Annotated in this window: 18 protein-coding genes and 1 tRNA gene; 5 read left to right on the top strand and 14 right to left on the bottom strand. The window is 43.6% G+C overall.

Annotated elements, in window-relative coordinates; genetic code table 11:
- The first annotated feature begins 89 nt into the window (after positions 1 to 89).
- Together DK846_RS04560 and DK846_RS04555 are read left to right on the top strand one after the other, a co-directional pair.
- Positions 90 to 950, top strand: a complete 861-nt coding sequence (locus DK846_RS04560; RefSeq protein ID WP_109967701.1) for a coiled-coil protein — start codon at positions 90 to 92, stop codon at positions 948 to 950.
- 161 nt (positions 951 to 1,111) lie between these two features.
- Positions 1,112 to 2,236: a DUF373 family protein gene (locus tag DK846_RS04555; protein WP_109967700.1), complete on the top strand. Its 1,125-nt coding sequence runs from the start codon at positions 1,112 to 1,114 to the stop codon at positions 2,234 to 2,236.
- A 107-nt stretch (positions 2,237 to 2,343) separates the two neighbouring features.
- Here the strand turns inward: DK846_RS04555 and DK846_RS04550 are convergent, their stop codons facing one another.
- From DK846_RS04550 to DK846_RS04510, 9 genes are read right to left on the bottom strand one after another with little or no spacing between them, the layout of a single operon-like run.
- Positions 2,344 to 4,176 carry a threonine--tRNA ligase gene (locus tag DK846_RS04550; RefSeq protein WP_109967699.1) on the bottom strand — a complete coding sequence of 611 codons (1,833 nt, stop codon included), beginning with the start codon at positions 4,174 to 4,176 and terminating at the stop codon, positions 2,344 to 2,346.
- Positions 4,177 to 4,236: 60 nt separating this feature from the next.
- Positions 4,237 to 4,788 (bottom strand): dCTP deaminase, encoded by a 552-nt coding sequence (gene dcd, locus DK846_RS04545; protein WP_109967698.1) that lies wholly within the window; start codon positions 4,786 to 4,788, stop codon positions 4,237 to 4,239.
- Entirely contained in the window at positions 4,775 to 5,554 is a 780-nt protein-coding gene (locus DK846_RS04540; protein WP_109967697.1) for an RNA methyltransferase, read from the bottom strand. Before DK846_RS04540 ends, dcd begins: the two co-directional genes overlap by 14 nt.
- A gap of 9 nt (positions 5,555 to 5,563) precedes the next feature.
- Positions 5,564 to 6,250: a phosphoglycerol geranylgeranyltransferase gene (locus DK846_RS04535; RefSeq protein ID WP_109967696.1), complete on the bottom strand. Its 687-nt coding sequence runs from the start codon at positions 6,248 to 6,250 to the stop codon at positions 5,564 to 5,566.
- A 60-nt stretch (positions 6,251 to 6,310) separates the two neighbouring features.
- Complete coding sequence (locus DK846_RS04530; protein ID WP_109967695.1) at positions 6,311 to 9,106, bottom strand: DNA topoisomerase I; 2,796 nt, start codon at positions 9,104 to 9,106, stop codon at positions 6,311 to 6,313.
- A 21-nt stretch (positions 9,107 to 9,127) separates the two neighbouring features.
- Complete coding sequence (gatB, locus tag DK846_RS04525; RefSeq protein WP_109967694.1) at positions 9,128 to 10,561, bottom strand: Asp-tRNA(Asn)/Glu-tRNA(Gln) amidotransferase subunit GatB; 1,434 nt, start codon at positions 10,559 to 10,561, stop codon at positions 9,128 to 9,130.
- Positions 10,561 to 11,859 (bottom strand): Asp-tRNA(Asn)/Glu-tRNA(Gln) amidotransferase subunit GatA, encoded by a 1,299-nt coding sequence (gene gatA, locus DK846_RS04520; RefSeq protein ID WP_109967693.1) that lies wholly within the window; start codon positions 11,857 to 11,859, stop codon positions 10,561 to 10,563. The genes gatB and gatA overlap by 1 nt, the downstream gene beginning before the upstream one ends.
- A gap of 1 nt (position 11,860) precedes the next feature.
- Entirely contained in the window at positions 11,861 to 12,130 is a 270-nt protein-coding gene (gene gatC / locus DK846_RS04515; protein ID WP_109967692.1) for an Asp-tRNA(Asn)/Glu-tRNA(Gln) amidotransferase subunit GatC, read from the bottom strand.
- Positions 12,131 to 12,136: 6 nt separating this feature from the next.
- On the bottom strand, positions 12,137 to 13,126 hold the full coding sequence (locus tag DK846_RS04510) for an asparagine synthase C-terminal domain-containing protein (protein WP_109967691.1): 990 nt from the start codon (positions 13,124 to 13,126) through the stop codon (positions 12,137 to 12,139).
- Positions 13,127 to 13,355: 229 nt separating this feature from the next.
- Here DK846_RS04510 and DK846_RS04505 point away from each other — a divergent pair.
- Both DK846_RS04505 and DK846_RS04500 read left to right on the top strand, forming a co-directional pair.
- Positions 13,356 to 13,440 (top strand) — tRNA-Leu (locus DK846_RS04505).
- A gap of 208 nt (positions 13,441 to 13,648) precedes the next feature.
- Positions 13,649 to 14,029, top strand: coding sequence for a hypothetical protein (locus DK846_RS04500; protein ID WP_146201125.1), 381 nt, complete (start codon positions 13,649 to 13,651; stop codon positions 14,027 to 14,029).
- Between the two features lie 249 nt (positions 14,030 to 14,278).
- Here DK846_RS04500 and DK846_RS04495 read toward each other — a convergent pair whose 3' ends face one another.
- From DK846_RS04495 to DK846_RS04485, 3 genes are all read right to left on the bottom strand, one after another.
- Positions 14,279 to 14,827 carry an RDD family protein gene (locus DK846_RS04495; protein WP_181391622.1) on the bottom strand — a complete coding sequence of 183 codons (549 nt, stop codon included), beginning with the start codon at positions 14,825 to 14,827 and terminating at the stop codon, positions 14,279 to 14,281.
- 63 nt (positions 14,828 to 14,890) lie between these two features.
- Positions 14,891 to 15,961, bottom strand: a complete 1,071-nt coding sequence (locus DK846_RS04490) for an ABC transporter permease subunit (RefSeq protein WP_245926460.1) — start codon at positions 15,959 to 15,961, stop codon at positions 14,891 to 14,893.
- The gene (locus tag DK846_RS04485; protein WP_245926459.1) at positions 15,958 to 17,814 is read right to left on the bottom strand and encodes an ABC transporter permease; all 1,857 of its coding nucleotides are present in this window, start codon (positions 17,812 to 17,814) and stop codon (positions 15,958 to 15,960) included. Before DK846_RS04485 ends, DK846_RS04490 begins: the two co-directional genes overlap by 4 nt.
- A gap of 30 nt (positions 17,815 to 17,844) precedes the next feature.
- Between DK846_RS04485 and DK846_RS04480 the strand changes: the two genes are divergently transcribed.
- A complete protein-coding gene (locus tag DK846_RS04480) occupies positions 17,845 to 18,756 on the top strand; it encodes an ABC transporter ATP-binding protein (RefSeq protein WP_342769643.1) in 912 nt (303 codons plus the stop codon).
- A 72-nt stretch (positions 18,757 to 18,828) separates the two neighbouring features.
- Here the strand turns inward: DK846_RS04480 and DK846_RS04475 are convergent, their stop codons facing one another.
- Positions 18,829 to 19,740, bottom strand: coding sequence for a beta/alpha barrel domain-containing protein (locus DK846_RS04475; protein WP_109967688.1), 912 nt, complete (start codon positions 19,738 to 19,740; stop codon positions 18,829 to 18,831).
- 111 nt (positions 19,741 to 19,851) lie between these two features.
- Entirely contained in the window at positions 19,852 to 20,094 is a 243-nt protein-coding gene (locus DK846_RS04470) for a hypothetical protein (protein WP_109967687.1), read from the bottom strand.
- Positions 20,095 to 20,116 lie beyond the last annotated feature (22 nt).

Genomic DNA, 20,116 nt, shown 5'->3' with positions numbered 1-20,116 from the left:
GTACTCCGTATTGTTCTCGCGTAGTGTCACACCTTTATCATGGTATTGGGATACCAGGCGTGCCTTTTTTCAGCGAGGATTGGTGAAAGATGTTGAACGAACTGATTGACAAAAGAAAAGGAACCATCGATGGTTCTGAAGATCATAAAAACAAGCGGAACGAGTTTAACGCGCAGGCAAGCCAGTTTGCCAGAGAGCGAAACACTCTGAACAATCAGACCCGCGAGTTTGTTGAAGAAGCGCAGAAGCACAAGGAACTGCGTGATCAGTTTAACAAGGAAGTACAGGATCTTAAGGATCAGCGCAACGAGCTGAATGAGAAGGCAAATGTTCTTTTTGCTGACATAGACTCCTTTAAAAAGGATCACGGTGGTATCAAAAGCCGTGGCATCAAGGAGCTGCACAAGCAGATTGAACATATGGAGTTCAGGCAGCAGACTGAAGTCTTCACGACTGAGAAAGAGCGTGAATTGATCGAAAAGATCAAGCTGTTAAAGGAACAACTCCGTGATCAGGAAGCTGAGATCGAACAGAATAAGGAAGTAAAGGAGAAAATAACTCTTGCAAAGGAGTACCGCCGTCAGGCATCAGAGATTCATGAGAGAGTCACTGTGCTTGCAGAGGATGCTCAGAAGCACCACGACCTGATGGTCGAATGCTACCGCAAGGCTGATTCTTCACGTGAGCAGGCTGATGCAGCACACAAACAGTTTGTTGAGGCCCAGGAAGCAGCTGATAACGAACACAAGCTCTTCATCTCCTGCCAGAAGGAACTGCGTGACTACGATAAGGTAATCGGCGGTCTGCGCAAGAAGACCAAGAAGACCAAGACTACAAAGGAACAGAAGGAAGTCCGCAAGGAAGCAGAACAGGTCTTCTCTTTGTTCAAAGCAGGAGAGAAACTCACAACCGAGGATCTGCTCCTCCTTCAGCGGTCCAAACTGGTCTGATTCAGACTCTCTTTTCAGTTTTTTTTCAATTTATTCTGATAGTTATCGTTTAAATGTGAAGTCCTTTTTTAAGATATCATATTATCAATATTCATTCAAAGATTTTTGGTCACCTTTCAAAGAAAGGAACCCATTAATACCAATACTACGAAAAACTCCTCATGGGATCTTCTCGAACTCTAGTACTCAATATCGATCGTGATGACGATATCGGGTTTAAGGCATCGATAGAGAGCCCGGTGATTGGCAGAACAGCATGTCTTGACGCTGCAGTAAAGCTTGCTCTTGCTGATCCTGAAGACTCTGATGTCAATGCAATTTTCCAGACGATCTCAACGTATGACCGGCTCCGGGAAGAGGGGGAAAACCCGGAGATCGCAGTTATCGGGGGGAATCATTTCAGATTTATTGAAGGAGACCGGAAAATTGCAAAACTTGTTGGTGAGGTTGTCGCTTCCTGCGGGGCTGATCAGTGCATTCTGGTAACTGATGGAGGTGAAGATGAGTATGTTCTTCCAATTATTCAGGGAAAAATCCGAATCTCATCAATTCAAAGGGTAGTTGTCAGCCAGATGCCAAACCTAGAAGGAACCTTTTACATACTCAAGAAACTTCTGAGCGATCCAAAGATCTCAAAACTGGTTCTCGTCCTTCCAGGTCTTACTCTCCTTCTGTATGCTGTATCCTATGCGTTAAGCAAACCGGAAGTGGCTACAATAATAATAGCAGCAGGTATCGGGGGGTATCTTCTGTACAAAGGATTTTCTCTGGACGATTTCATGCGTACCCAGGTTACCGATATGCGTTCGACCCTGTACCGTGGGCGTTTCTCATTTGTTACCTATATCGGAGCCATGCTCTTCGCTGTTATCGGGGTAATGGAAGGTAGTTCATCCCTTGCTATCTATTGGGACGGATCAGGCATCTTTCCAATGGTAATGATCTTTATATGGAGTGCTGTTCTCTGGTTTACCCTAGCAGCAATCACAACATCACTGGGAACTATCATTGATAGTTTCATGTATGAAAGGGAATCTCTTAATCGAGCAGTGATTTTTTCTTTCTTTTTAAGTTCCATCGGTGTGCTTGTATTTGGGGGAGCGAGCTACATTCTCTCCAGCTTGAATCTTAGAAACTTTCCGGTAACTCCTGATGTTGGTGTTGCGTATATCATCCAGGGAGCGATAGGTGGACTCGTCTGTGCATTAGTTGGGATCGTTCTGCAGCATATGGTATACCGCTGGGTAGAGGATCTTGAGAATGAGAAAATAAGTTCGGTAGTTTAAATATCCACTGATTTCAGAATTTTCTTTTTTTGTGATCTTTTCAGAAAGTAATCAAGGATTTATCTGATGGATACTATTTTGGATATTTCTCACCCGGAAAAAAAGAGTTAGATGTATCGGGGTTGCATGGATAGTAATTTCTGGGTATATAAAGGCCGGTAAGGTTTTCCGGAAATTTCATCCTGAACAGTCTTTATGAGTTCATCAACTGTGCAGGTGATCTTGAACGGTTTATTGGGTTCAGACTTCATCCTTACAGTAACGGTAAGGTTTCCGGACTCTGCTTCGCTGTCACCAATAACTACTACGTAAGGAACCCAGTCCATTCCTGCTTCTCTGACTTTCTTCCCGACTGATTCTTCCCGGTTGTCGTAATCTGCTCTGATCCGTGCTGCTGTGAGTGTATTTGCTATTTTTTCAGCAGCCTGTCCATGGCGTTCTGCAACCGGAATTACCCGTACCTGGGTTGGAGATAACCAGGTTGGAAGGTGGGCAACTTTCTGGTTTGCGGTATTTTCAAGAATTGCGCAAAAGACACGCTCAACAGATCCGGTAGGTGAACAGTGAAGAATCGGTGGAAAAACCTCGGTTCCATCATTGAGATGATACTTGATTCCAAATCTCCGTGAACTTTCCACATCAATCTGAACGGTCGGGTTTTCGATTGGTCGCTGCTGTCCATCAATTGCAGCAAGATCTATCTTTGCAATCCAGTAGTGAACACGATCTGAGAGTGTCTCAATCAAAACCGGGACCTTTGACTGGGCAACAATCTTTTTGATCCATGCTTCATTGTTTTTGTAGAATTCTTCAGTACACCTGAACACAGCTACAAGCTGAGTACCAAAGTCTACTCCGGTCTGCCATCCCATTGCAAGCTGCTCTTCAAAGCACTGAAGGGCATCTGACATGTCCTTACAAAGGGAATGCATATCAGGCATGGTAAAAGCACGTAATCTTTTCAGACCGATGACCTCTCCCTTCTGTTCATGTCGGAATGAATAGGTGGAGAGCTCATACATCTTCATTGGAAGATTGTTTGGTGAGATGTGCATGTTCCGCATGATGGTAAACATTCCAAAGCATGCTGCAAACCTGAGCATCATGTTGCGGTTACCGCTCTTGAACCGGTATTGCCTCTCTCCAAACTTGTCTGCATGTTCATAGATTGCCTTGTCAGCAAGGTCATACATCACAGGCGTTTCTACCGGACTTGCACCATGTTCAAGAACCATTGCAAGTGCATAGTCTGCAAGAAGATCACGGACAAGTTTCCCACGTGGCATCCATCTGAGGTGACCAACATCGGAGACCGGTTCATAATCCACGAACTCCTTTGTTCTCATCAGATCGACATGAATTGGCTCTCCTCCCGCTGGTACAGGAATGCCAGTCTCTTTCTTGATCAAACAGCCAAATGGTGAATCATCAACAAATTTCTGATAATCATGTGTGGAACCGTCAGGAGTCATCACAAAGAATTTGTGGGTGACCGGAGATTTCTCCACCTTGACAACATCTTCTGACGGGGTGAGTGTACGTGAAAGCTCTGAAAGTGGATGACCTTTGCATGAAACAGTGAAAGATTTGTACCAGCCGAATGGGGCACGTTTTACCTCAAAGCCTGCTTCAGCAAGAGAAGTCTCTAATGCTTTGAGTGCTTCTACTGCAATGTCAGGTGAAGAGAGATCGCTGCTCAGATGAGCATATGGGTATACCATTACTCTCCTGCATTTGGTCTGACCTGACATCTCTTCAATGGATGCAACAGCCTGAGTTACAACATCTTCAATTCCATCCTCGTCTGGTGCCTCTACTGCGCAGAACGCAACGAGGGATTCATCAAACGAATCAGATGGATTACAAGGGTCCTCAGCGAATTTTGTCTTTTTCTTCGCTTCGTATTCAATATGATCTGAATGTATCAAAAGAAGGCGCATGAATTATTCTCCGGAATCAATACCCGAATCTATTGGCGCTCATTGGCAATAAAACACAGCCTATTGTTTGTTTTCGTAATATCGTGAAAGGGTGGCCTGGCGCTGGTTCATGTATTTTGCATCATGCTTTGAATTATATGGACATTCAGCCCGTTCTGTGCTGTAAAACACAAGTTGACCAATTGACATTCCTGCATGAAGTCTGACCGGGCGATGATTTACGTTACACATCTCCAGAGTAATGCTGCCCCTGAAACCTGCGTCAATCCAGCCTCCGGTCTGATGAAGTTCAACTCCAAGTCTTGCGATACTACTCTTTCCTTCAATACTGGCAACAATATTATCCGGCAGTTCGATAAGTTCCATAGTCTCCGCAAGAATAAACTGACCCGGATGGAGAACTATGCTCTCTGCTGTCATCTCCTGTGTTTTACTCGTGACAGAGTCACAGTCAAAAGGGTCAATAACATCGTCACAGGTTTCATACCATGCAAAATGGTTACCTAACCTAATGTCCAGAGAATTTGGCTGAACAAGTTCAGGTTTGTAGGGATCAACGGTGATAAAGCCCCGCCTGATGCGATCAACGATCTGCCAGTCAACAAGGATCATTACTATCGGTATCGTCTGGATCGTATTTACTGTCTGTCTTTCTATTGCTATCCTGGCATCCATCGTCATGATCTTTTGGAACAAATCTCCATTCTGATCTTCGAAGAAGTCCATGGATAGTTGTAGCTTCTCTCCACGTCAGATTACACCTTCCAAGAATCCGGCGTATCAGGGTCATTGTGGATTCGCGTTTGAATCGTGGGTGATCCACGAGATCAAGATATTCATCGATATGTGAATACAGATGTGTCATTTCTTCAGGAGATGCAAGGGCGATTTCCCCTTTTGAAATATTCGCTAATTCATAGCAGAGAATTCCAACCGCATGTGAGAGATTGACAATCGGATAGATATCTGAAGTTGGAATAGTGCAGATTATATCTGATCTTCTGACTTCTTCGTTGTTGAGTCCCCAGTTTTCTCTTCCAAAGAGTATGGATATGGTTCCTTCAGTATCTGATATCATCTCACGCAGTTCTTTAGGAGAGTAAAATGGCATCCTTATAGGATGGCACGCAGAATGAGAGAGAGCGCCGGTAGTTGCAATAATCATATTACTCGTAGCAAAAATATCTTCCAGATCTGTAACCACAGCCTGCTCTAAGACATCCTTTGCATGTGATGCCCGTGCAAATGCATCAATGCCAAGAGGACATGGATTGATGAGAACAAGATCAGTAAATCCAAAGTTTTTCATCACCCGTGCTGAAAAACCGACATTTCCCTCATAGAGAGGTTCTACCAGAACAATCCTAATACGTGGCATTAAAAAAAATTACTGAATAGCCTGAACTGTCTCTATCAGGGTCTGGACACCTTTGTCATAGACTGCATTTCCAACAACGATAGTATCAGCATATTGAGCCATCTCTGCTGCCTTCTCACCTGAATCGATTCCTCCACCATAGTAGAGAACAGCATTGTCTATTGCTTCTGCTGCAGCTTTCACAATTTCAGGGTTACCATACGTTCCACTATATTCGATGTAGACAACAGGAAACTGGAAGAAATGGTCAGCTACTTCAGCATAAGCTGCAACTTCCTGAGCTCCTATTGAACAGTCTGATCCTGTTACTTTCGCGACAGATGAATTCGGGTTGAGAACAATGTATGCTTCCTGAATGACCCTGTCCCATTGGACTTTATTGTGGAGGGCCCATTCTTTGTGTTTGCCAACAATCCATTGTGCCTGATTGGTGTTCATCACGCTGGCAATATAGAGAAGATCAATCCCCTCTGCGATAACAGCTTCAGGACCGGCTGGTTCAACTACCAGGGGAAGCCCATATTCCCTGACCTGATCCCGAAGCTCCTGCATGTTCTCTTTTGTAATATTCAGGGTTCCTGAGAGCATCAGGGCATCAGTGCCACTTGTGGCTATCTCTGCCAGCTGATCCTCGTTCAGGTTCTTATCTGGATCGAGTTTGGTAACATGAGCCCAGGTCTTCCATTTTGTATACATAACTGGTCCAGCCTCGGATTCTTCTTAAGACTCGCCGTAAGAAGGGAAATAGATTGCAGTTCAGACAGGGACTGCTGCCTTGAACTGTTTTATCTTCTCTTTTGAAAGTCCGCAAATTTTTGCAGCCTTATCAGGATTTGCAGTACTAAGTGATTTGAGGTCAATGATTCCCGCACAGTATAATTGCTCAAGCACAGGTTCACTAATACCCTTTAGACTGAGAAGTTCTTCACGACCTTTTTCAAGATGTTTCTTTGTAATTTTTACAGGTTGTTCTTTATTGAGATATTGTGCAACCAGTGCAACGTGTTTACTTACTGTATCGATTGAAACACCTGATTTCAGGCTGATGTAAGCAGGATGTGATCCTAAAAGATCCTCAGGTCCAATAAACCCTGCTTCCTGGTATTTCCGCAGGGAGGTGGTTGGTACTCCGATCTCTTTGAGTTGGTTTTTACTTGTAAGAAGAACTGCTTCGGCTTTGAGTGTGTTTGCTTCTTCTTCTGTCAGCCCTGCTTTCTTGAGATCTTCAACACAGACTTTTGAGAGATCATCAATACTGTTTATTCCGGAAGCTGTGAATGAAGACATCACCTTGGTGTGACTACGTCCCCGTTTTGGCGGGACGAACTGCTTCATGAATTTTTTGCATTCTGAACGCTTTTTTAGGAGTGCCATCACATCGAGAGTCTCTTTGATAAGTTGCTCTGCTGCCTTTTTTGTGACTCCTATTGCTTTCATAAGAGCTTCTGGATCCATTTTTCCAAGTTCAAAAGCAGAGTAAATTTTTGCTGACAAAAGATCCTCTCTGATCTTTTCTGTCATAGAAGGAATCATTGCAAAGATGTCCTTTTGCTGAGTGATGAGCTGGCAAAGTGGACAGCCCATCTCCCAGGGACGCGATCCCTTGGCAATGAGACTGATGTGATTGAGATTATGGATCTCGCAGACTGCCTTGGTTCTGACGGCACCTCCCCACATGGAACTTGGGAGACTGATATTGAAAGTACAGTCCGGATATCCAGTACAGCCAATAAATTGAGAGACACCTTTACGCCTGATACGAAGGTCTTTCCCGCATATCGGACATGGACCAATAGTCAGTTCCTCATCGGTCTGATCCATAATCTCTCTACCGATAAGTTCACTGTTGGGCTCAAGCGCATCAAAGACCTTATGCAGCATGACCCTGGAATCAGTGACGACCAGGTCTCGTGACTGCTTCTTAACCTTGATATCCTCCATCGCGGATTCAAGAGTACTGGTCATTTCAGGACTCGTAATCTCAGAAGCGTGTCCTTCGAGTGACTCAGTAACCGCTCTTCCAACGAGAGTCGGCCTGAGCGGGTTTCCTTCGATGTACTTCCTGCCAACAAGTTTCTGGATAACCTCATGCCTGGTGGACTTTGTTCCAAGTCCAAGTTCTTCCATTACCTGGATAAGTTTGCTTTGGGAGTATCGCGGTGGAGGCTGAGTCTGTTTCTCTTCAAGATTTACATTCTTGATTGGAAGTTCCTCTCCGGGTTTTACGACTGGCAGAATAGAATCCTTGGCATCAGAGTACGTGTATACCGTTCTCCAACCGGCTTCCTTGAGCCTGCTTCCTGTTGAAGTGTATCCTTCTTTGGATGCAGTGAGGTTGATCTTCATCGTCATCCATTCTGCATCAGGGGAAAGTGTTGCAAGGAACCGGCGTACTACCAGTTCATACACCTTCCAGTTTTCACCAAGTTGCTCTGGTGTAGCAGCCCCTGCCGGATGGATAGGAGGATGATCAGTAGAAGATTTCTTTCCCTGTGTAGGTGTTTTACGTCTGTTCTTTCTGACCCAGTCTACCTCTTTTTTGAATTGAGTCTTGGAAAGGGTATCAAGAATGGATTCCAGGTTCAGAGATGGGGGATATATTGTGTTATCAGTTCTTGGATACGAGATGTATCCATTCATGTAAAGGTCTTCAGCAATGCGCATTGCATTTGCTGCAGAAAGCCCGAGTCGTGCGGCTGCGACGATAAATCCGGTGGTGTCAAATGGTGTTGGTGCTTTGTCAGCTCTCGTTCCTTCTTTGACATCGGTCACCTTCAGGGGTTTTTTCGTCGCAGCATATGCTGTATCTGCCTGCTCTTTATCTGTGAACTTTCCGTTGATATGGCGTGCACTGAAAGTCTCCCCATCCTTTTCTGTGTCAAGGGAAAGTTCCCAGTAAGGTTCGGGAATAAAAGATTCTATCTCACGTTCCCTATCTACGATCATGGCGAGAGTGGGGCTCTGTACTCTTCCTACAGAAAGGATATTGTTTCCTCCCCGTCGTGCAGCAAGACTGATGAACCGGGTTAGTGAAGCACCCCAGAGCAGGTCTACAATCTGCCTGGCCTCTCCTGCTGCTGCCAGATCGAAATCAATATCAGAGGCATTTGAAAAGGCATGATTGATCTCTTCAGGAGTGATGGCAGAAAACCGGGCACGATCCACTTTGACCTTCTGGTTGACCGCACGGACGAGTTCAAATGCCTCTTTTCCAATAAGTTCTCCTTCAGTATCAAAATCAGTAGCAATCGTAACCCGGTCAGCTTTCTTTGATAATTTTTGGACAAGTTTTACAATCGCTGGTTCGGTTGGTCGTTTAAGAACACCGGCATCTATGAGAGAACGGGGAGGATGGGTCTCTGATCGCCAGTTTGTGTATCCTTCCACAAAATCGATCTCCACCACATGACCACGAAGTCCGATTGTGGCCGTATCTCCAAACTGGTAAAGATTGACACCTCCCTCTTTTTTCTGGGATATCTTCTCTTTGCCGGCAAGTATCTGTGCGATACGATTCGCAACAATATTCTTTTCCGCGATGATTAGATGCATATTGATATCCCAATCCTTTGTTTATTCCACGCCCTGCAACTTGTCAAGTTCTTCTCTGAGAAGTACATTTAAGTGACCTGGATCTGCACGTCCACGACACTTCTTCATAACCTGACCCACTAAAAAGTTCAGAGCAGGACCTTTTCCTGCATGATAGTCAGCAACAGGCTGAGGGTTCTCTGCTATTACTTCCCTGACCATTGTGGATATCTCATCCCCTCCGGTTTTTGCAAGACCAAGGCGTGCTACAATTTTTGTAGGCATCTCCGGTTTTTCTCCGGCTTTAATCTGGTCCAGAATTGTTCGAAGGATTTCAACACCGCTCTTATCTGTGATTGTATCAGATTTCAGAAGAGTAATGAGATCTATGAAATGTGCCGGAGGCATGACATCAATAGAAAAGTCACGATAGTTGAGTTCTCCAAGCAGGTAATCGGCAGTCCATGTTGCTGCAAGACCTGCATCAGTCTTTGCAACCCCCTCATAGAATTCTGCTAACTTGAGCCCTCCGGTAAGAGTACGTGCATGCTCAAGAGAACAGCCATACTGTTGCATGAATCTCTCACGCCTTGCATCCGGTAGTTCAGGAAGTTTTATTCCATCCACCCAGTCAGAAACCTGCATCGGCATGAGATCAGGTTCAGGGAAATACCGGTAATCATTCTCCTCCTCTTTACTTCGTGATGATGTGGTGACTCCCCGGGCCTCCAGAAAATGTCGTGTTTCCCGTGCCACAACCTGACCTCTGCGAATCACGTTACGCTGCCGTGTAATCTCAAAAGTGAGAGCCTTCTCCACTCCTTTATATGAGGAAATGTTTTTGACTTCCACTCTTCCAGACCCCTTGAGTGAAATGTTGGCATCAACTCTGAGAGATCCCTCCTTTTCACTGTCAAAAACATTCAGATATTCAAGTGTTGCTCGAAGTTTGTTGAGGAACCGCCGTGCTTCCTTGGGTGATCTGAGATCAGGTTCGGTGACGATTTCTATGAGTGGGATACCTGCACGGTTGTAGTCAATAAGGGTATATTTTCCCCGGTCAGTAGTCCCCATATGAACTGACCGACCCGGATCTTCTTCTACATGTATTCTGGTGATCCTGATATCTCGCTCTCCGTCTTCACCCTCTATCATGAGTTTTCCCCACTCGGCAAGTGGGCGATCGTACTGGGTGATTTGGTATGCTTTGTTGAGATCAGGGTAAAAGTAGTTTTTCCGGGAAAAATCGCATTCCTTTAAAACGGTACAGTTCAAAGCCTTTGCAACTCTCATCGCAAATTCGATGACTTTTTTATTGACAACTGGCATGCTTCCAGGCAGTCCGAGACATACCGGACAAGTATGTGTATTCGGTTCGTCATCTCTGAAGTCAGTTGAACAACCACAGAAGAGTTTGGACTTAGTATTGAGCTGACAATGAATCTCAAGACCAATAATTACATCTTCGTGTTCCATCAGGCTGCCTCCTGCTCGTATGCAAATGCAGCATCAATAACTTTCTCGTCCTCGAAGTGCTTTCCAATGAGCTGGAGTCCAACAGGCATACCATCAACCTTTCCACAGGGTACTGATATGGCTGGAACGCCCGCAAGATTCGCTGGCACAGTCAGAATATCTGAAAGGTACATTTGCAGAGGGTCTGACTTTTCTTTTAGTTTGAAAGCGATAGATGGCATCGTTGGACCTGCAACAAGATCCACTTCCTTGAATAGCCTTGTAAAATCATCACGAACCATCTGTCTGGCGGTCTGTGCCTTCTGGTAATATCTTCCAAAGTATCCGGCTGCGAGAGAAAAAGTTCCAAGAATTATTCTTCTTCTAACTTCCTTTCCAAACCGTTCCTGTCTTCTATCAGAAAATTCTTCATGCCAACTCTTTCGAAGATCTCCACCCGGACCATATCTAATCCCATCAAATCGTGCAAGGTTTGACGAGGCTTCACTGGTACAGATAACATAGTAGGCCGCCAGGGCATGACTCATAGATGGCATGGAGCAGGGTACAGCCTCTGCACCGGCTTTTTCGAGAGTAGATATTGCCTGTTTGACCGTATCAGCAACTTTAGGATCGACTCCTTCACCAAAAAACTCGGATGGAAGACCGATACGAAGACCTTTGATTGAAGGGTCCGGTGTATGGGTGTAAGGTCTGTCTACCGAGGTTGAATCCCGTTTGTCATGTCCGGCAATTACTGAGAAGAGACGTGATACTCCGGTGACATCCTTTGCCATTGGGCCAATCTGTTCAAGAGAATTTGCATATGCAATAAGTCCGTACCGGGAGACTCTTCCATAACTTGGTTTCAGGCCGACTATTCCACAAAACGCAGCTGGACACCTGATTGAACCACCAGTATCTGAACCTAGTGCCATATCACAGTACCCGGCCGCTATCGCTGCTGCAGAGCCTCCTGATGAACCGCCAGGTACCCTGTTATTGTCACATGGGTTGAGTGTGGGACCAAAGGCACTATTCTCAGTCGTTGTGCCCATCCCAAATTCATCCATATTTGTCTTGCCTACGATGGCAGCTCCTGCTGATTTAAGAAGCGATACTACATGAGCATCATAGGGTGGGATATATCCTCTCAAAATTTTTGAGGCGCAGGTTGTCTCTATTCCTTTCGTTGAAATATTGTCTTTTATTGCTACGGTTGTTCCGCTCAGATTCCCGTCAGTGTATTCAATTTCCGGAATGGTGGTGATGAAGGCATTGATGGTATCAGAAATTGAGAAGGTGAGTTTTTTTGACATATTACATCACCCTCGGTGCCTTGAAATAACCGTTTTCGGTTTCCTTTGCATTTTTGAGTGCTTCTTCCTGGCTCAAAGAATCTGTGACCTCATCTTCTCTGAAAATATTGATGAGACCACGATCTACTCCTTTTCCCTGAGGGAGGGTATCAAGCATCTCGAAGTATGTGAGAATTTCTGAGCACTGGGATGTAAACTCTTCAATTTCGCCGTCATCAACTCCGATGTCGGCAAGTTTAGCAATCTTTCTGACGTCTTCTGAATTTACCATGGATATTTATGCCTTCCTGATATGGTGCATGTAATCTGAAACTGAGTTCTGATAACCGTTCTGCCTTGCAAGACGTTTTATTTCTTTCCAGATCCCTGTTCCATATTGCATAGCTTTTTTCTCATAATATGCGGTATCAGATGAGAGATATTTGGCTGCAATCTCTCTGAGAGGTCTTTTTCTAATTCCCTCACTGACCTTCTCTGTCACAGGAATAGTTGATGCAGCGCATACTACTCTGATGTCTAGATATGGCATCGAGAGCCAGGTATCGTGATACCCGGCAATAGTCTGATCACGTATACCCTGTCTGGACAGAGATGAAAAATCTGTAGAAAAAGTATTGATAAGTTCCTCTTCATTCTTCCCAAGATATCTTGAGTACCCGCCAAAGACCTCATCAGCTCCCTGACCCGTTAGAATTCTCTCGTAACCTTGATCGTGGGCTGTCTCGGAAACAAAGAAAAGGGTAGTTGCAATGGCGAGATCAACCGGTGTTGGATCTTTGAGGATTTTCATTACCTTTGGAAGGGTTTCTTCTATCTCACCGGGGGTGACAGTTCTGATCTCAAGTGGGAGATTTAATTCTCCTGCTACTATTGCAGCCCGTTTCAGGTCGTGTGAATCCTGAACACCAACAGAGATACAGGGTTTTTGTGCAAGGGCAGCAACAAGTGCTGAGTCAACTCCCCCGGATAAAGCGGTCACACCTTCTTTGGATCTCATCTTGATTGAATCAACGATTGCGGCGTGGAGATCCAAAGATCGTGATTCTGGTTCAATGGTCCTGATCTTCCTCCCATTGCACCAGACTTCCCCTGCGGGACAATCTCCTGGAATAATCCCATAATGATCACGTGCACTACAGGAATTCCATTTCAGGAAGAATTCTCCTCCAAATGAAGATATCTTTTCAGGTTCCTCATTTAGTATAGATGAGATTTCATCGGTTGAAAGAACAATTCCGTCGAGTTCGACCCAGCCTCGTAGTTCCATCTGTCTTGTCAAGGTGGAGGATGAACAATATATAGTATATTCGGACAAACCAGGAAGATAGTGATCTCAATGTGAACCTGGGTTGCTTAATATGGGGCAATTAGTGATGAAGAACATGACAAAAGAGACTGATAATTAAATAGTTTCAAAGAGTATAAGGTAAGGCATATCTGACAGACAGCATTTCTGTGGCGCTGGTAGTCTGTATTTAATTACTGCAATGATGGAAGCGAGGGTACCAAAGCCAGGCCAAATGGGCCGGACTTAAGATCCGGTTTCGCAGGAATTCAAGGGTTCGAATCCCTTCCCTCGCATCAAACCTTTGTGCCACTTTATGTTCTTCAATGTTGTTGAGATTAAATACATCGAATATGATGCAATTCTTACCCCTTGACAGATTATTCGATATGCTTATTCTCTGATGAGTAAAGAAATTGATAATTTCGTGTAATTTCTGATTCTGTCAGATTTATCCTGTTATATCAATAGCCTTTTGTCCTTCGAGAAAGAGATAATATGGTTATGAGATTGGTTGAAAAATGTATCTGTGCGGGGGTTATTCTGGTCCTAGGGATAGTCTGTGTATATGCTGATGTTGGGCTCAATACTTCTGAATTTGACAGGCAACTGATCGCTGACAGTACTATTAATTCTTCTGGATTTGATTCAGATCTTATTGCTCATAGTAAGATCAACACATCAGATTTTGATAATCATCTGATTAATGCTTCAGTGAATACTTCTGATTTTGATTCAAATTTGATAGCCCACAGCAAAATAAACACATCAGATTTTGATTCAAACCTGATTGCCCACAGTAAAACCAACGAGTCAGAATTTGATGAGCATCTGATCAATGGTTCGATTAATGTATCTGCTGCGACGAATTCATCGAAAGTTTAAAAAAATTGTAAATATTTGTATTCCCTTTTTTGAATTTCTTTGACTACAGTATTTGTCATGGAAATCCTAATCCCTTAATATCAGGTTTGCATTTTTTCGGTTTCTGAAATACTACAAACACGCGTATTAGAGCAGTCTGTAGTCTATTCAAGGCAATCAATCTTGAAACGATAATGTTTTATCAAGAAAGTATGAGGGATCAATCCAGTGTGAGGCTTTCATTTTTCTTATATTTTTATGCTATCGGAATTATTCTACTGTTTCACGCTGGTACCACACAAGTGTTGCTGCGACTACATCATGAAGACCCTGGTGGTATTTTGTATATCCAATACAGAGAAATCCTGTAAATACCAAGATTCCAGAAATAAATTTAGAAAAATGTCGTAATGTGGCCCTTGCGAATGTGACCGGTTTTCCGTGCAGGTCAGACACGACTACCCTGCATGCCATCTTACCTAGTGTAGCCTGGTTTCGTGAAGATTCGAGAGAGGCGAAATAGATCCATGGAATAAGGATAAAGAGAACCAGAATACATGTTGCCACCGGCATTGGAACAAGTGATGTTGTAGGAATTCCATCATCTGACACGATTGCCTGCCTTCGAATAATCATCATGAGCATTCTCCAACCTTCACCAAGGCCAAGATATGCCGCGGCAACACCATTGATTATACAAAGAATTATCAGATCAATGATTGATGCCGCAAAACGACGCCAGAACCCGGCAAGTTCCCTACCCTGTGAACTTCCCCTGATAAGATCTGCCCAACCAGATGATGAATATGTATCAGCCACTGTATGGTATATGCGATAAATCAGGCATCAACTTATCGAAAAATGAAAGGTTTTGTTTATAACCTACGATGTTTCTGTTGCCTTTCGTACGGTTACGCGTATTAACAGAGTCAATATTATACAGAAACAGATAAAAACGAAAAGAACTGGCCAGAAGAGCGGAGCTGGTGATTCAGAGGCAAGTTGAGCAATAATATTGAGAGGATTTCCTGGAAATGCAAGTGTGAGCAGAAGAAGAATAACAGCTGCTGTTGAGAAGATAAATTGTGATTTTGTTCGGTCCTGGTAATAAAGTGCCAGAAGAGCAGCGACCAGAATGAGGGCAGAGGAGGCAAAGATAACCTGCAGAAGGATTTCTGGAAGAGATCCGATTCTTATTCTGTTCAGTATTAGTAGCACAAGCCAAAGACCTGCTTCCATCGGTACTAGAAGAATGCAGGCACTTATCTTTCCCCATATGATCTCATTCATGGAAGCAGGGGTAGTACGCAGGGTATCAATTGTCTGTTGCTGGTATTCTTCAGTTATGAGATCTATAACCAGTCCTGCTGATATGATGGCAGGCATGAAAAGAAGGAGAGGTATCAACAGGGCATAAATAAATTCGTAAAAAGTGTTTGAGTTTACAGGTCTTGCCGAGGTTATAGTAACGGGATGCTTCGTAATACGGTCACTTCTTACATCTCGAAGGATGTCCTCATATTTTAGAAATACTTCCTTGATTTTTACCTCGATAACCGCTGACTGAATATCATTTTTTATCGTATAAAGTGTTAGGCTGACAGGGTCCACACTTTCCGGGGGAGTTTCTGATGTCCAGATTACTGCTGCAAGTTTTCTCTCCTTAAGTGCCCCAAGTGCCACTGAAAGATTCATTTGATATGATTTAAATGATGGATTTTCATCAAGTAACCCTTTCAGGATTGTATCATTTCCAACCACTCCTACTCCGTATTTTACTCCGGAAATACTTCCATATGTGGTTGGGTCATACATTGCAGAGAGACCTACCATTAGAAACGATGAGAAGAGTGCTATAAAGAGTTGAAGAAGGATTGCTAACAGGATAGTTTTCTCATTTGCAAGTCCGCGGAGTTCTTTTTTTGTAATTGTCAAGACCCTATGAACATTCACCAAAGCCACCCCCTGAGCATATACAGATTATAGGTAAGATGCACTGCTGTGGCAAGGGCTAGACCAAATGGCAACGCTTTTGGCCCTTTGTATAGAACCAAAGCTCCGGTTATACAGACTCCAACTGTATGCAAAAGGAATGGCATCCAGAGCATTCCGATGCTCAGGAACAGGGCTGCACCAAAAACGGAATCTGATATTTGCGAAATGGTAACAAAAAGGAGTAATTTTTCTCCAACAAGAAACCCTAATGCAATGAGGGCTGAGGCAATCACTAGTATACGTGCATTTAGAAATCCTGGCATTGCAGTGATAAGTGCTATAATTCCAGCCCCTTTTGCCATCTCTTCAGTAAAAGCAGCAAGCAACATTATCAAAATTAATGAAAAAGGCATTGGGAGGTTAAAGAAGAGAACCAGGTACATCATCTGGGCCATGAGAACGAAAGGTATACTGATCAACCCGATAATAAAAAGTGAGAACCACCAGTGACGGGGTTGTATCAGTCCGGCAAGATAGAGCCTTACCTTTGAAACCATACTGGATTCTGTAAATAGTTGCTCTTCTCTGAAATTTTTTATACAGATACCAAAGATAATGAAACTTGTCAGGTAGAAGAGAGAAGTCGCATACAGATACTCCATTAGTGTGTAACCGGTTCCCTGGATTACATATACAACAAGAGTGACCGGTGAAAGAAGGCTTACAATGTGAACATTTGCAAAGAGGCTTGGAAAGAAAAGATATGAGGTAGCAATTGTTGAGAAGAAGATAGAGATGAATGAGAGTTCTTTAAAACTGCGGGATACCATTCCAATAAAGAGAGCAAATGCGAGAAAGAATAAGATAACAGGAATGAGTGGCAGGATAGCTATGATATCTGTATGAACTGCAAACAGGATTGCAGATGCTAATAGGATCATACCGATGGCATATGGCAACATTTTTCCAAAAATAAGGATTTCCGGTTTAATTGGGGCGGCAATAAGTGCTTCTCCCTGCCTCAGGGTGCGCTCGTTCATGATACTCATCATGAAGAATTGAGATGTGAAGTATAGCGGAAAAATGAAGACAAAAATGAAGATGATGGTATCAAATGGAAGTGGAGGAGAGAGGAGAGAGGGAACTTTATAGGGAATCTGCGTAGTGTCAGCCTTTGAAAAAATTCCCGTATATCTACTCACCTGCTCCTGGTCATTTCTCATCTGTTCAGCGAGGCTCATCCGCAGTTCTTCCGAATCTACCGGAACTGATGAGACCGGTGGTGTAACTTCCTCAACCGGAAGATCTGGTTCTGGAGCCTCATTATATGCCTGCCCGGGAATACCGATCTGCTGTCCGGTCTGCGTTGCTAGAAAGTTGAGTTCACTTGAAACGTACTCATTTTGAATCCAGAGAGGATATGCGGCAAAAAGATCTTTTTGTTGTTGATATATCCTATCAGAGTATGCTTGGTAATCGCGTTCAAAACTTTTTTGAGCAGCTTTACCTTTCTCTCCAGGTGTTCGAAGAATCGTCCCTGTTTGGATCTTTAGATCAGTACCTGCTTTCTGCGGGGTCACTCCATAAAGATTACTCGTATCATAAACTGTATATCTGGGATCATTTCCAATAATTTCAAGATATGTTGGGCTGTCAATCCCAATCCTATACAGTCCATCCTGCAGATGCATCCCGCGTTGTGCAGCAAATCCACTCACCAGGACGAGGAGAATCAGGAGTATTACCGAAATAGGGAGCAGATCCCTGCTCATAGTGGTGAAGAAACGTTTGACCTCCCACCGTGAGATGGTAAAAAGCTGATGCAGCATCTGCATAATGGTGAGAATTGAACGCCACCATATATCAATCATGAGTCCTCTAGGTCGTGTATCTTTTATGGAATGCAGAGTACAGGAAAAGGAAGCATGATCAATGCGTCACATCTCTCCAGGAAGTATGGTGAGGCAACTGTGCTTCACGATGTATCCTTTACCTGTGAGGAAGGGCAAATCCTGGGAATTATCGGGCATAACGGTGCAGGAAAAACCACCCTACTCAAGATTCTTTCAGGCCTCATTAAGCCTGATTCAGGGAGCCTTACCATCGGTGGTGTTGATGTTCTTTCCGATCCCATGCAGGTCAAGTGCCAGCTCGGCTATCTTCCTGAAGAATCACGCCTTTATGAAACCATGACGGTTCCAGATTACCTTCGCTTTTTTGGGGAGATTTACGGACTAGATCGGGAGACAGTAGATTCCCGTGCCGGTATATTACTTGCCCAATTATCATTAAATCCTGATGGGAAACGGATTGGAAATTTATCCAAAGGCATGAAGAGAAAGGTTGCAATTGCACGAACCCTTATTCATGATCCTGCAATCCTTGTTTATGATGAGCCTGGTTCTGGTCTTGACCCGATGACCAGTCGGTTCATCATTGAATACCTTAAAGATCTGCGGAATCGCGGTAAGACTATCATCCTATCTGCACACAATCTCAATCAGGTTGAAGAGATCTGCGATCTGGTAATGATATTAAAGCAGGGAGATGTTGTTATCAGAGGGACCATGCCAGAACTTAGAGAGCAGTTTGGTTCAATTAGATATGAGGTATGGTTCCATCTTCTTGGAGAAAGTCCCTTGACATTGCCTGTTGGAACTGAAAAAAGTGGAAATCTCTGGATGTCAACAGTCCGGTCTGTTCCTGATCTTAATGCCCTTACCTCTGATATTTCTAATAATGGTGGAGTAGTAGAGCGTATTGAATCAAAATATCCGTCACTTGAAGAGATTTTAATGAAGATTGGGAAATAACCCCGCTAAAAGAAAAAGTAACAAATAATCGTAAAAATTAAAAAAATCAGATGTAAGGTTAGAGATTGCTCTTCACTTTTTTTCGTATATTTTTACTGCTTCTTCAATTGATGCATCCTGAACGGTGATTGCATAGATTGCATTACACATCCTGACGGCTTCATCAAGGCTTTTTTGATGGATGTTCCGTCCGGTTGCATTACCAGCACAACCACCGATGTGGATCTGTTCCCAGAGTTGTTTCAGGAAAATTTCTCCATCAACGCTTGAACCTCCCGCACAGACTACTTTGGTTCTTCCTGCTGCCAGAGTTGCTTCCTTCATCAGTTCAACAGATGATGCCCCCTCTTTCTTTGGTGGGTTTACTTTCACAAAATCAGAACCTAGACATGCTGCAACACCTGCGGCACCTGCAATAAGGTGTGGATCTTTCTCATCCTTGACTGCTTTTCCTCTTGGATATATCCATAGCACAGTTACGAGACCGTTTTGGTGTGCTTCAAAGATTGCGTTAGCAGCTGCTGACAGCATCTCTGATTCAGCCTCTGATCCAAGATATATTGTATAACCGATCCCGCCAATTTTTAAACCGCTGCTTTTTCTAAATCTGACTACTTGTTCTACAGTGTTTAAAAGGCCTGATGACGGTTCCTGTTGTGATGTACCAACCAGATTGGTTTTAGAATTAATTTTGACAAGATAGGGAACATCGGGATAGTCTGCACCATATCGCGCAATAAGTCCGAGTTGAGTTGCAAAACATCCGATCTTAGCTTTTGCAGCTATACGAAAGAGATGCTCGGGATCGTTGTCGTCTTTATGAATTCCATCACCAAAAAAATCTGCGTTCAGGTGCTCAATCTTCTGATCCCCGGCAAAGAGCATGAGCCTTCCTGATTCATGGGTAATAGTTTTAAAATTGCTGGTATAGGTTTTCTGTTGATCTTTTGGTACATCCAGAGGTACATAAATGGATTTACTCATGCAATCTCACTCACAGTTAAGGCAGATAAATTTTGCCCAAAGGTAGCCAAAAAACAAATAAAACACTGATGATTATCTCGTTCTGCTAGAGAATATGAGAAATGGTAGTAATTATCGAACCTGGATCACTTTTTCTTCACTGTTACGGAGTCTGGTTCTCATCCATGTCACCGCATCCATCCGGTTCTTAAATGCTGCAATGTTTATTTGTTCCCCGTCTTTCATCATGGCCTTCAGTACAGCCTTTTCCACGATGACCTGACCCTTTACTTCCCGGGTCATCTCTATAACCTGAAATTTGGCAATATAATCCAGATTAAGAAGTTGTGATCCGGTATCTAACCATTTAGGCATGAATGTATTATGAAAGCCTGCA

Source organism: Methanospirillum lacunae, assembly GCF_003173355.1.
Classification (GTDB): domain Archaea; phylum Halobacteriota; class Methanomicrobia; order Methanomicrobiales; family Methanospirillaceae; genus Methanospirillum; species Methanospirillum lacunae.
The sequence above is the reverse complement of the archived record's forward strand: the minus strand, read 5'-3'. Positions and strand labels throughout refer to the sequence as shown.

Coding starts and splice junctions, on each gene's coding strand:
- DK846_RS04540 (WP_109967697.1), bottom strand. CDS start 5,554: ATGCCACGTATTAGGATTGTTCTGGTAGAACCTCTCTATGAGGGAAAT.
- DK846_RS04485 (WP_245926459.1), bottom strand. CDS start 17,814: ATGATTGATATATGGTGGCGTTCAATTCTCACCATTATGCAGATGCTG.
- DK846_RS04530 (WP_109967695.1), bottom strand. CDS start 9,106: ATGCATCTAATCATCGCGGAAAAGAATATTGTTGCGAATCGTATCGCA.
- DK846_RS04550 (WP_109967699.1), bottom strand. CDS start 4,176: ATGCGCCTTCTTTTGATACATTCAGATCATATTGAATACGAAGCGAAG.
- DK846_RS04510 (WP_109967691.1), bottom strand. CDS start 13,126: ATGGAACTACGAGGCTGGGTCGAACTCGACGGAATTGTTCTTTCAACC.
- DK846_RS04500 (WP_146201125.1), top strand. CDS start 13,649: ATGAGATTGGTTGAAAAATGTATCTGTGCGGGGGTTATTCTGGTCCTA.
- DK846_RS04475 (WP_109967688.1), bottom strand. CDS start 19,740: ATGAGTAAATCCATTTATGTACCTCTGGATGTACCAAAAGATCAACAG.
- DK846_RS04480 (WP_342769643.1), top strand. CDS start 17,845: ATGCAGAGTACAGGAAAAGGAAGCATGATCAATGCGTCACATCTCTCC.
- DK846_RS04470 (WP_109967687.1), bottom strand. CDS start 20,094: ATGCCTAAATGGTTAGATACCGGATCACAACTTCTTAATCTGGATTAT.
- gatA (WP_109967693.1), bottom strand. CDS start 11,859: ATGTCAAAAAAACTCACCTTCTCAATTTCTGATACCATCAATGCCTTC.
- DK846_RS04555 (WP_109967700.1), top strand. CDS start 1,112: ATGGGATCTTCTCGAACTCTAGTACTCAATATCGATCGTGATGACGAT.
- dcd (WP_109967698.1), bottom strand. CDS start 4,788: ATGATCCTTGTTGACTGGCAGATCGTTGATCGCATCAGGCGGGGCTTT.
- DK846_RS04560 (WP_109967701.1), top strand. CDS start 90: ATGTTGAACGAACTGATTGACAAAAGAAAAGGAACCATCGATGGTTCT.
- gatB (WP_109967694.1), bottom strand. CDS start 10,561: ATGGAACACGAAGATGTAATTATTGGTCTTGAGATTCATTGTCAGCTC.
- DK846_RS04535 (WP_109967696.1), bottom strand. CDS start 6,250: ATGTATACAAAATGGAAGACCTGGGCTCATGTTACCAAACTCGATCCA.
- gatC (WP_109967692.1), bottom strand. CDS start 12,130: ATGGTAAATTCAGAAGACGTCAGAAAGATTGCTAAACTTGCCGACATC.